At 52.1% G+C, this 12,241-nt stretch carries 6 protein-coding genes; all 6 read left to right on the top strand.

The annotated features are described in order from the left end of the window. The first annotated feature begins 24 nt into the window (after nucleotides 1-24). The 6 genes from BUB27_RS15930 (at nucleotide 25) to BUB27_RS15905 (ending at nucleotide 12,235) form a co-directional block, all read left to right on the top strand. Nucleotides 25-870 carry a sugar phosphate isomerase/epimerase family protein gene (locus BUB27_RS15930; protein ID WP_143184855.1) on the top strand — a complete coding sequence of 282 codons (846 nt, stop codon included), beginning with the start codon at nucleotides 25-27 and terminating at the stop codon, nucleotides 868-870. Nucleotides 871-965: 95 nt separating this feature from the next. Continuing rightward, nucleotides 966-2,939, top strand: coding sequence for a bifunctional aldolase/short-chain dehydrogenase (locus BUB27_RS15925; protein WP_143184854.1), 1,974 nt, complete (start codon nucleotides 966-968; stop codon nucleotides 2,937-2,939). A gap of 46 nt (nucleotides 2,940-2,985) precedes the next feature. Next, nucleotides 2,986-4,755 carry a dihydroxyacetone kinase subunit DhaL gene (gene dhaL, locus BUB27_RS15920; protein ID WP_143184853.1) on the top strand — a complete coding sequence of 590 codons (1,770 nt, stop codon included), beginning with the start codon at nucleotides 2,986-2,988 and terminating at the stop codon, nucleotides 4,753-4,755. A gap of 39 nt (nucleotides 4,756-4,794) precedes the next feature. Further along, complete coding sequence (lsrF, locus tag BUB27_RS15915; protein ID WP_143184852.1) at nucleotides 4,795-5,676, top strand: 3-hydroxy-5-phosphonooxypentane-2,4-dione thiolase; 882 nt, start codon at nucleotides 4,795-4,797, stop codon at nucleotides 5,674-5,676. Between the two features lie 130 nt (nucleotides 5,677-5,806). Further along, complete coding sequence (locus BUB27_RS15910; protein WP_143184851.1) at nucleotides 5,807-7,984, top strand: sulfatase/phosphatase domain-containing protein; 2,178 nt, start codon at nucleotides 5,807-5,809, stop codon at nucleotides 7,982-7,984. A gap of 117 nt (nucleotides 7,985-8,101) precedes the next feature. After that, nucleotides 8,102-12,235 carry a PVC-type heme-binding CxxCH protein gene (locus BUB27_RS15905; protein ID WP_234991772.1) on the top strand — a complete coding sequence of 1,378 codons (4,134 nt, stop codon included), beginning with the start codon at nucleotides 8,102-8,104 and terminating at the stop codon, nucleotides 12,233-12,235. Nucleotides 12,236-12,241: the final 6 nt, after the last annotated feature.

The raw sequence follows: 12,241 nt of genomic DNA, 5'->3' as shown, positions 1-12,241 counted from the left end.
ACTATAACGTTAAAAACTAACAACATGTCTGATATCAAATTCGGTTCTCAAGTCTACACCTGGTTCATGGACGGCTACGGTGAAGGCAACAACAACAAGCTTAGCCACATGGCTAAGGTCATCAAGAAAGCTGGCCTCACTGGCATCGAGCCTATGGTTCTCGAACCATACGACACCTACTGGCTCGGCGACTGGAAAGACCCTGCTAAAATGAAGGCAGACCTCGAAGAGGCTGGCATCGAACTCACAGCCCTTGCCCTTGTCTGTACTTGGGAAAATGAAGAGGAAACTGAGTCCGAGCGTGAATGTGCCGATTGGACCATCAACACACTTAAGGAGTACTTCCCAGGTGTAGCTCTCGGAACCGTGCCACTGCCTAACGGCCGCCACAATCTCCAGCAGCGCCGCCTCAATCTCGTCAACAATGTGAACCGCGTATCACGCCGTGCTGCCGAGGCTGGACTCAAGTGCTCCTTCCACCCGAACTCTCCTCCGGGATCACTCGTTCGTACTCAGGAAGACTATGACGTGGTGTTAAGCTCTCTTGATCCAACCGTCACTGGCTGGACTCCAGATGTAGGTCACATCATTCGCGGTGGCATGGATGTCATCGAAACCATGACCAAGTGGCAACACCTGATCAACCACATCCATTACAAGGATTTCTCAGGCAACGGCCCTGAGCCATGGGCTCAAATGGGCAGCGGCAAGATCGACTTCCACAAGATCACTGAGTTCCTCGTCCAACGTAACTACAAGGGCTGGATCGTCTGTGAAGACGAGTGTGAACACGCCATCAAGCACCCGGATGAAGTCACCCTTCAGAACGGTGAATGGTGCAAAGAAAACCTTTTCCCGCTAGTCGGGTAACACTGCAAGCCATCCGAACAAGTGCGCCCCGCCAAGGTGGGGCGCACTTACCCCCCCTCTCTCAATAACAAGTTTTATCGACAACGACTTCTAAGATGAAGAACCTTTACAAGGCAGCTGACGCCCCGAAAAAAGACGACTTAGCCCTGCGCGTATACACTTCTCGCCTACTCGGCCAGGAGGAAGATCTCGTACTCCATGGCGGAGGCAACACCTCTGTCAAAACTACCGTCAAAGATTTCTTCGGCAATTATGTAGACGTACTTTGCGTCAAAGGTTCCGGCTGGGATCTCGCTACCATTGAAAAGCCAGGCTTCCCAGCAGTCCGCATGGACACTCTTCTCAAACTTGCTGAGCTAGACACACTCTCAGATGCCGACATGGTCGAGCAACAACGCCTTGGTCTCTTGGACCCAGCTGCTCCCAATCCATCTATCGAGGCCATCGTTCACGCCGTTATCCCAGCAAAGTTCGTTGATCACACTCACGCCGACGCAGTTCTCGCATTAACGAACAACCCGGACGGCAACAAGCACGTAGCACAATGCTATGGAGACTCCATGATCGTAGTCCCCTACGTCATGCCTGGCTTCGTACTCGCCAAGGCAGTGCAGAAAGCCATCGAAGGAAAAGATCTATCCAAAGTAGACGGCCTCATCCTCATGAACCATGGCATCTTCACCTTTGATGATGATGCCAAGAAGTCCTACGACCTGATGATCAAAAAGGTCACCGAAGCCGAAAAGTACATTGCCAAGCACCTTCCGAAAGCTTCCAAGAAGAAAGCCAAACTACAGAAGAACCTCCTCGGTTTGGCCGCTCTACGTAAAGCTGTCTCCAAATCTCGCGGCACAGCCTGTATCGCCAAGCTCTCTACCAGTAAGGCAGCAGCAGACTTCGCCACTGTCGACAACCTCTCGAATCTCTGCAAGCGCGGTCCTGTCACTCCCGATCACACAATCCGCACCAAGCGACTTCCTCTCTATCTCGCGGCATCCGGTGATGCTGATAAGGCGGTTGAGAAATACGGTAAGGATTACACCAAGTACTTTGACAAGCACGCCAAGGGAGAAAGCATCCTTGACCTCGCACCACGCTGGGCAGGTTGGGCTGACCACGGTGTCGTCTCTTTTGGCGCGACTGAAAAGGAAGCCAATATCATTGCTGACATTGCTGACCACTCCGTAGCCACGATCATTCAAACAGAGAAAGCCTTTGGCTCCTGGAAAGCACTTCCTGCCAAAGACCTTTTCGAAATCGAATACTGGGAGCTTGAACAAGCCAAGCTGAAGAAAGGAGGTTCTAACAAACCACAACACCAAGGCAAGATTGCCCTCGTCACTGGGGCGGCAGCGGGAATCGGCTTCGCATGCGCCGAGCAGCTTGCTCTGGCTGGCGCAACCGTCGTTGGGGTCGACCTCAACCCGGAAATCGTAGAAACCATGGCAAGCATCGGTGCACTTGGACTTGTAGCCAACCTCACCGATGACAAGGCGATCAAGAAAATCGTAGAAACCACCGTGGAAACATATGGCGGTCTCGATATCCTTGTTTCCAACGCAGGCATTTTCACAGCAGGCGCTTATCTGGAAGACCTAGAACAGCAGAACTGGGACAAATCTTTCGCAGTGAACCTCACCTCTCACCAGAAGCTTCTGCGCGAGACTATTCCTTTCCTCAAACACGGTATCGATCCCGCTATCGTGCTGGTAGGTTCACGTAATGTGAATGCTCCAGGAGCAGGCGCAGCATCCTATTCCTGTGCTAAGGCTGGCCTCAACCAGCTCTGCCGAGTGGCTGCACTTGAGCTCGCCCCACAAGGTGTCCGCTGTAACATCATCCACCCGGATGCCGTGTTCGACACCAAGCTTTGGACTCCAGAAAACCTTAAACGATCTGCAGAGCGCTATGGCCTGACTGTCGAGGAATACAAAACACGCAACCTGCTCAAAACCGAGATTAAGTCAGCCGATGTAGGCCGCATGGTCACCGCCATGGCATCCCCACTATTCGGCAAGACAACAGGTGCTCAAATTCCAGTGGATGGCGGCAACGACCGCATCATCTAACAAAAAACCATTTCAATAACCCCACACATCTCTATCACAAAACACTATGTCTAATTTTAACCCAAAGCTACTGAACGACCCTCTAGCTGCAGCCGACGAGCTACTCGAAGGTCTGGTCGAAGCCTATAACGGCCAGTGCTACAAAGTCGGCAGACGCTCTATCGTCAAGAATGATATCCCTGAAGGCAAAGTCGCGCTCCTCGTTGGTGGAGGTGCTGGCCACGAGCCAATCTACCACGCCATGGTAGGCAAGAACATGGCTGATGGGGCTGCTTGCGGTGACATCTTTGCAGCACCTGCACCGAACATTGTCCATGAAGCCACCAATGCCGTGGATCGCGGTAACGGCGTACTCTACCTCTACGGTAACTATGCTGGTGATGTTATGAACTTTGACGTTGGCGCAGAGTTGTCTGAAGCTGACGGGGCCAATGTACGCACCGTTCTCATTGCTGACGATGTTTGCTCCGCACCACCAGAGCGCAAGCAAGACCGCCGCGGCATTGCCGGTCTGGTCCCTATCGTGAAGATCGCAGGAGCTGCATCACAGACAGCATCCAGCCTTGATGAACTTGCTGCAGTCGCCGAAAAAACCTGTCTCCAGACACGCTCTGTTGGTGTAGCCATGGCTCCGGGATCTATCCCCGCCACCGGCAAAGCCACCTTCGAACTTGAGCAAGGCAAGATTGGTCTCGGCATGGGCATCCACGGTGAGGCTGGTGTCGGAGAAATCGACATGACTACGGCAGACGAGCTGACCGTGAAGGTGCTTGACCTGATTCTTGAGGATTACGAGAAGGACACTGACGTTGATGCTCTCAAATCAGGCGATGAAATCATCTTCTACATCAACTCCCTCGGTGCCACCACTATGATGGAGTGCCTGGTTTGCATGCGCAAAGCCAAGGAGTACTTCGAGGCCAAAGGCATCGAAATCTTTGATGTGGTCATCGGCCCATATGTTACTTGCCAGGAAATGGCCGGCATCTCTTTCTCTGTGACTCGTGTCGATGAAGAACTCAAGCAGTACTGGTCCATGCCATGTGAATCCTTCTGCTACTCAAAGATGGAAGGTCCACTCAAAGTGTCCAAACCAAAGGCAGCTATTCCGGTTCCTTCACGCACTCGAGTACAGAAAGTAACTGGCCCGATCACCACGAAACTGGATCCAAGCCTGACGCAATCCAGCGAGGGACTGACACTGGAGGAGGCACAGGAAATGGTCCTCGAAATCGCAGACACCATCATCAAGGCTGAGCCTATCCTTTCTCAGGCTGACCGAGACCTCGGCGACGGAGATCACGGCCTGGGTATGGCACGTGGCTTCACCGCTCTGAAAAACGAAGTGGAAGAACACACCTTCGCCAACCTGCGCGACCTCTATCAGACCGCAGGCTCCGCACTTCTCTCCACCATGGGTGGCGCTTCAGGAGTCGTCTTTGGCTCACTTTTCCTTGCCGGTGGTAAAACCATGGCAGGAGCCGAGTACTTCGGCTCACATGAGCTCTCTCACCTGCTCAACCGTTCCCTCAAGGACGTGATGAATCGTGGTGGTGCCAAACCTGGCGACAAAACCATGATCGATGCGCTCCACCCGGCTGCCGAAGCCGCCAAAGAGAACATCGACAAGCCATTGAGCGAAGCCATTCACGCCGCGGCTCTCGCCGCTGAAGCAGGCAAAGAAGCCTCCAAGGACATGATCGCCACAATGGGAAGAGCGAAGACTCTGGGTGAGAAAACACTCGGTCTTCCAGATGCCGGAGCCATCTCCGTGTCACTCATCCTCAAGACCATGGACCTTTATATCAACAAATAATCTAACCAATCATTACAAACATCATAACTAGCTAATAATATGGCAGACACAGACGACATCAGAGAAGGCAACAACTTCGGCCTCGGAATCGCAGCGGAATCCAAGAGTTTCTACCTCAAGGGTATGGACGGTATGGATTGGGGTCTTAAGAACCGCATGGCTCGTATCTTCAACAGGAAGTCCGGCCGCACAGTCATGCTGGCGTTCGACCACGGTTTCCTCATGGGCCCAACTTCCGGCCTTGAGCGCATCGACCTCAACATCGCACCTCTAGCAGAGCATGCAGACTGTCTCATGGGTACACGCGGTATGATCCGCACTAGCATCCCTGCGGACAACACCAAGCCAGTCTGTCTTCGTACAGACACAGGCACCACCATCCTCACCGAAATGAACCACAACGTTCTGATCGATGAAGTGGAAGCAGTGAGCATGAACGTTTCCGCTATGGCCGCCATGATTTCTGTTGGTGAAGCCACCACAGAGCACAAGACTATCGCAAACTTCAGCAAGCTGGTAGACATCGGCATGAAGTACTCCATCCCAGTGATGGGTGTGACAGCAGTTGGCAAGGACATGGCTCGCGACGCTCGCTACTTCGGCATGGCTTCCCGCGTATGTGCTGAAAACGGAGCTTCCATCGTGAAGACCTACTACACAGAAGGTTTCGAGAAGGTCGTAGCTTGTACTCCAGTACCAGTGGTTATCGCCGGTGGTAAGAAGCTTCCAGAACTCGAAGCTCTCGAGCTTTGCTATAATGCTATCCAGTGTGGTGCAGCAGGTGTGGACATGGGCCGTAACGTATTCCAGTCCGAAAACCCACTCGCCATGATCAAGGCCGTTGCTGGCGTGGTTCACGACGACCTCAAGCCAACTGAGGCCCTCGAGCTTTACAACGACCTCTCCAACGAGGCGAAGTAAACAAAGAGCAATCTACTTGCTCTATCACAATATTAGCCTCGTGCGGCCTTTCGCACGGGGCTTCTCACCCCCAAAAAACAGACTCAGTCATCCATTGTAATAATTAGCATTTTTCGTCAGTACTATGGGCATGTTTAAATACATATTGTACCTCGCTCTCACAGCCGTTTGCACCGCTGCAAAACAGCCTAATATCGTCTTCTTATTCACTGACGATCATGCTTTATCCGCCATATCAGCCTATGGCTCCAAAACGATCAAAACGCCCAACATAGATCGTATCGCCGAGGAAGGCGCCATTTTTCAAAATTCATTTTGCACGAATTCCATTTGTGGCCCATCCCGTGCAAGTATCATGACTGGCAAGCACAGTCATCTCAACGGCTTTACAGGAAACCTCGGTGCAGCCTTCGATGGACACCAGACCACGCTTCCCCGACTACTCCAGAACGCCGGTTACCAGACAGCCATCTTCGGTAAGTGGCACCTCAAGTCCACACCAGTGGGATTCGACCGTTGGGAAATTTTCCCCGGACAAGGCAACTACTACAACCCTGACCTTCTCCAGCAAGGCGGTGGCCGTAAACGCTACCAAGGCTATGCTACAGACATCGTTACCGATCTCTCCCTCAAATGGCTCAAGGAAGAGCGCGACCCTAACAAGCCGTTCATTCTCTTCTGCCAACACAAGGCCCCACACCGCACCTTCTCACCAGCTCTTCGCCACTTGGAGCTTTATGATGGCAAAGACCTTCCAGTCCCTTCCACCTTCTTTGACGACTACAAGAACCGCTCTGCAACACTTGCTAAGCACGCGATGGGTATCGCTGAGCACATGGCTTGGGATTACGATCTCAAAGTACCCTCACCACTCGTCAAAGAATACAACTTGCCTGGCCGCAATCACATCAAGGACGTGGAATACCCACGCATGAGCCCCGAGCAAAAGAAAGCTTGGGACAAATTCTTTGAACCACGTAACCGTGAGCTTCTGGAACAATGGAAGGCTGGCAAACTCACTGAAAAGGACCTTGCCCTCTGGCGCTACCAGCGATACGCAAAAAACTACCTGCGTACCGTGAAGTCAGTCGATGAGAACATTGGACGAGTCTTGGACTATTTGGACGAGAGCAACCTCACCGAGAACACCATCGTCATCTACTCATCCGACCAAGGTTTCTATGTGGGTGAGCACGGCTGGTTTGATAAACGCTGGATGTTTGAGGAGTCACTCAGCATGCCATTCTTGATCAGATGGCCTGAGCACATCAAGCCTGGTCAAAAGCATAAAGAGCTCATTCAGAATATTGACTACGCCCCCACCCTTCTCAGCGCCGCAGGAGCAGAAGTACCGCGTGAGATGCAAGGCAAGTCGCTTCTCCCACTCGTCGAGAGTAGCTCCAAAGAATGGAGAGATGCCATCTATTACGCCTACTACGATCATGGCGGGGAGCACCAAGTCCCTCAGCATGACGGTATACGCACAGAGCGCTACAAGCTCATCCACTTCCCCCGTTCCAAAGAATGGAACCTCTTCGACCTGAAGAATGACCCTAATGAACTCGTTAGTATCCACGGCAAGGATCCCAAGCTGCTTAAAGAACTACAAAGCAAATACGACGAACTCAAAAAAGAGTACCACGTCAGCAGCGCCACCATTCCGAGCAGTCGCCCGCAACCATGGTGGAAGCAACGCCATAAGCTGCTCAACAAAAGAACTAAGAATGGCTCTGGGAAAGCTGAGATAGTCTTCATTGGAGACTCCATCACCCAAGCTTGGGAGACGCACGGCAAAGACACCTGGCAGAAGTATTATGCTCCTCGCAATGCGGTCAATCTGGGCATCTCCGGCGACCGCACAGAGCACGTCATGTGGCGCCTCCAGAATGGCAACTTCACAGGCCTTACGCCGAAGGTGGCCGTGGTTATGATCGGCACTAACAATACAGGGCATAAGATGCAACCGGCTCTCGAGACAGCACAAGGCATCCGTGCGATCCTTGACCAGATCCGCAGCAAATCCCCTGACACCAAAATTCTCCTACTCGGGGTCTTCCCCCGTGACGCAAGCCCTGAGGGCAAAATGCGTAAACGCAATGAGGAAATCAATGAACTCATTGATGACTACGCAGATGACAAGCACATCTTCTATCAAGACATCTCTCAAGTCTTCTTGGACGATAAAGGAACTCTCCCCAAAGAAATCATGCCAGATGCCCTGCACCCTAGACAGCAAGGATATCAACTCTGGGCTGAGGCCATTGAACCCACTCTCAATAAATTAGGTCTCTCACCCATCACTAAATAAGCCTATAATAAGCAACTGCACAACCTCTTACCCAGATAACATATGTAAGGCCGATAGCGCCTCATATGTAAACAGAACTACACTTCAAATTCACTCACTGAAAACCACACAAAATCTATGAAACCATCGATAACAATCGCCTTTACAGCGACTCTGACGATCGGTGCTCTGCAAGCCGCACAGCCAGCAGATCATCTCGTTCTGGAGCCTGCTGGCAAAGCCAATGGAAAACACGTTGTCCTGCTCTCAGGCGACGAAGAATACCGTTCCGAGGAGTCTATGCCCATGCTGGCACAGATTCTCTCCAGCCAAGGCTTCAAATGCACTGTCCTCTTCTCTGTTGATGAAAACGGCATTGTCAATCCAGACAACCAGAAGTCTCTGTCTAACTCCATTTCCTTGGATTCCGCAGATGCCATCGTCATCGGCCTGCGATTCCGCAACTGGGATGACACCTCCATGCAGCGTTTCGAAAACGCCTTGGAGCGTGGCACTCCAATCGTGGCGCTTCGCACATCCACACATGCGTTCAAATTCCCTAAAGACAGCAAGTGGTTCAAATATTCCTTTAACGCCTCCAAAGAAACAGGCTGGCACAGAGGTTTCGGCCGCCAGGTACTTGGAGAGACTTGGGTGAGCCACCACGGTAAGCACAAGGTTCAAGGTACCCGTTCTGTAGTAGAAGCTGAAAACAAGAATCACCCTGTCCTGAACGGCGTGGGCGAAATCTTCGGCACAACAGACGTCTATGGCGCTAATCCCTTGAAGCCGTCCACGATTCTTCTCCGTGGACAGGTCACCAAGACTCTCGATCCAAAATCTCCTGCCCTTGAAGGCAAGAAGAATGACCCGATGCAGCCGATCGCCTGGACCCGTGAGTTCAAGCACGAGGACGGCACAGTCAATCGCATCCTCACCACCACGATGGGTGCAGCTACCGACCTCGTAGATGAAGACCTTCGTCGTCTTGTTGTCAACGGTGTCTACTGGGGTCTCAAGATGGATGTTCCAGCCAAGGCGGACGTCACCCTTCCTGGTGCATGGAATCCTTCCCCGTACTCCTTCAAGGCCTATCAAAAGAACAAGAAGCCAGAAGACTTCCTGATCAAAGCCTCCACATCCAAGCTTGATATCGTCCCGACTGCTGAAGTCACTGCTCCCGAGAAGCTGAACGTGGGCAAAGGCAACAACATCGTGATCGAAGGTGCAGGTCTCGCATCCCGCATGGCGAAGTTTGGCCAGTTCGAGACAGAGCTCTACGTGCGCTATCCAGAAGCTGACCTTACTATCCGTAACAAGGCTGACGAGGGTAACACTCCAGGTTTCCGTCCGCATCCAGGTCGCAAGGACCAATATGCCTTCCCTGGCGCCAAGGATCTTGTCCGCGATGAATTCAAGAAGGGCACTGGCGCGACCGGTCACTTTGAGACACCTGACCAGTGGACCACTCGCCTGCAGGCTGATACCATCATCTCCTTCTTCGGTTTTAACTCCTCTTTCGGTGGCCCGAGTGATGTAGAGCGTTTCAAGAAAGAACTCGCTGCCTACATCGACCACACTCTCAGCCAGAAATACAATGGTAAGAGTGCTCCTCAACTCGCTATTGTATCACCAACAGCGATTGAAGATGTATCCGACCTCTATGACGTACCGTCACCAGATGAGCGTAATGATAACCTGAAGCTTTACACTGAAGCGATGAAGGAAGTTTGTGCTGAGCACGGTGCTCTATTCGTAGATGTATTCACTCCTTCTCTTGAATGGTACAAATCCAGCAAAGACAAGCTCACTATCGACGGCCTGCAGCTTACTGACGCTGGCTATGCCAAGCTTGCTCCCTACCTTGCTGACAAGATCTTTGGCAAAACTGGTGCCAAAGCCGATGACAGAAGAGCGAAGGTTCTTGCTGCGGTTCAGGAAAAGAACTGGATGTGGCATCAGGACTACAAGATCCCTAACGGAGTTCACGTTTATGGCCGCCGTTACAACCCCTTTGGCCCTCAGAACTATCCTCACGAGCTGAAGAAGACTCGCGAAATGACAGTACTTAGAGACAAAGCTATCTGGTCACTGGCAAAAGGTAACGACTTCGATCTTATGGCGTCTCTCGCCAAGCTGGACAAAGAAACCTACCAGCTTCCAGAGGTTCCTACAAACTACAAGCCAAGCAACAAGAACGGCACTGAAGAGTATAAGTACGGTGATGCAGCTCTCAAGGAACTCAACGTTCCAGAAGGCTTCAAGATCGAACTTTTCGCAGACGAGCGCATGTTCAAGGAATTGGCTAACCCGGTTCAGATTTCCTTTGATAACAAAGGCCGTCTCTGGGTGGCATGTATGCCTTCCTACCCACACTACAAAGTAGGTGATCCAAAGCCAACTGATACCTTGCTCATTCTTGAGGACACCGACAATGACGGCAAGGCTGACAAGAAGACCGTCTTTGCTGGCGACCTTCACATCCCAATCGGATTCGAGATCGCTCCAGAAGGTGTTTACGTTTCCCAGTCTGATTCCCTTGTCCTCCTCAAGGACACAGACGGTGACGACAAGTACGACGAGAAAGAAATCATCGCCAGTGGTTTTGATGACCACGATACTCACCACGCGATCTCCGCATTCTGCGTAGACCCGTCCGGCGCTATCTACATGGGTGAAGGTGTCTTCCTCCACTCCAACATCGAAACTCCATACGGTCCTGTTCGCGGCACCAACGGTGGTTTCATGCGCTACAACCCAGCCAAGAGACACTTTGAGCGTACCGCTCAGCTGAATATCCCTAACCCATGGGGTATCGCATTTGACGAATACGGTCAGAACTTCTTCCTCCACACCTCAGGCACAGCCCTGAACTGGATGATGCCTGGCACGATCAAGCCCAAGTATGGTCATGGTTTTAACGCCTCCAGAAACTTGGTTGCTCAGCACAACGTGCGCCCTACTTCAGGTCTTGAGTTCGTATCCAGTCGTCATTTCCCAGAGGAAATGCAGGGAGACATCCTGATCAACAACAACATTGGCTTCCTTGGTATCAAGCAGCACAAGGTTGAAGCAGACGGCACTGGTTACAAACTGACTTATCGCCAGGACCTACTTAAGTCCAACGACGGTAACTTCCGCCCTGTGGACCTTGAGTTCGCTCCAGACGGTTCTCTCTACCTCATCGACTGGTCTAACACCCTGATCGGCCACATGCAGCACAATGCTCGTGACCCATACCGTGACCACGTACACGGCCGTGTGTATCGCATCACCTACCCATCACGCCCACTCGTGAAGCCAGCTAATGTAGCAGGAGCTCCTATCAAAGAGCTGCTTGAGAACCTCAAGCTTCCTGAGTACCGTACCCGTTACCGCACTCGCCGTGAGCTTCGTGGACGCAAAGCTGGAGACGTCCTTCCTGCCCTCAAGCAGTGGGTAGCCGGTCTCGACAAGAATGATCCTAACTACGATCATAACCGACTCGAAGCCCTCTGGGTTACTTGGGGCCTGAACGAAGTCGATGCGACTCTGCTTAAAGAGCTCCTCGGTTCTTCTGACTACCGTGTGCGTGCCGCAGCAGTCCGCACCCTGCGCTACAATCTGGACAAGGTTGACGATGCAGAGGCACTCCTCCTTGCAGCAGCACAGGATGAACACGGTCAAGTTCGCCTTGAGGCAGTTGTCACTGCTTCCTGGCTGAGCAAGTCCGAAGGTCTTCCAGTAGTGGATGCAGCCATGAAGAAGCCAGTCGACAACTGGATGAAAGGTTCTTTCAACAGAGCCCACGGTGACCTCTCTGGCCAGACAACGGAAGAAGTTGACCCAGAAGTTGCCAAGCTCAAGAAGCAGTATAAAGGTGCTAAACTCAAGACCATGCTCTTGGGTCACGAAGTCTATCACCGTGAAGCCCACTGTGTCACCTGCCACCAGGCAGACGGCAAAGGTCTTCCAGCTGCTAACTTCCCACCTATCACCAAGACCAAGTGGGTTAATGAAGACCCTGATCGCTTGATCAAGCTCACCCTGAAAGGTCTGATGGGACCGATCACCGTTCAAGGTAAAGAGTACAACGGCTCCATGACTCCGTTCGAAGGCCTCCTCAATGACAAGGAAATGGCTGCGGTGCTGACCTATGTCCGTAATAGCTTCGGCAACAACGGATCAGACATCAGCCCTGATCAGGTGAAGAAGATTCGCTCTGAGATCAAAGCTCAGAAGTTGCTCTTTAACGCTCCTGACCTGCTTAAGCAGCACCCTCACAAGAACTAATTCTTG

Origin of the sequence: Rubritalea squalenifaciens DSM 18772 (genome assembly GCF_900141815.1) — a bacterium.
GTDB lineage: Bacteria > Verrucomicrobiota > Verrucomicrobiia > Verrucomicrobiales > Akkermansiaceae > Rubritalea > Rubritalea squalenifaciens.
The sequence above is the reverse complement of the archived record's forward strand: the minus strand, read 5'-3'. Positions and strand labels throughout refer to the sequence as shown.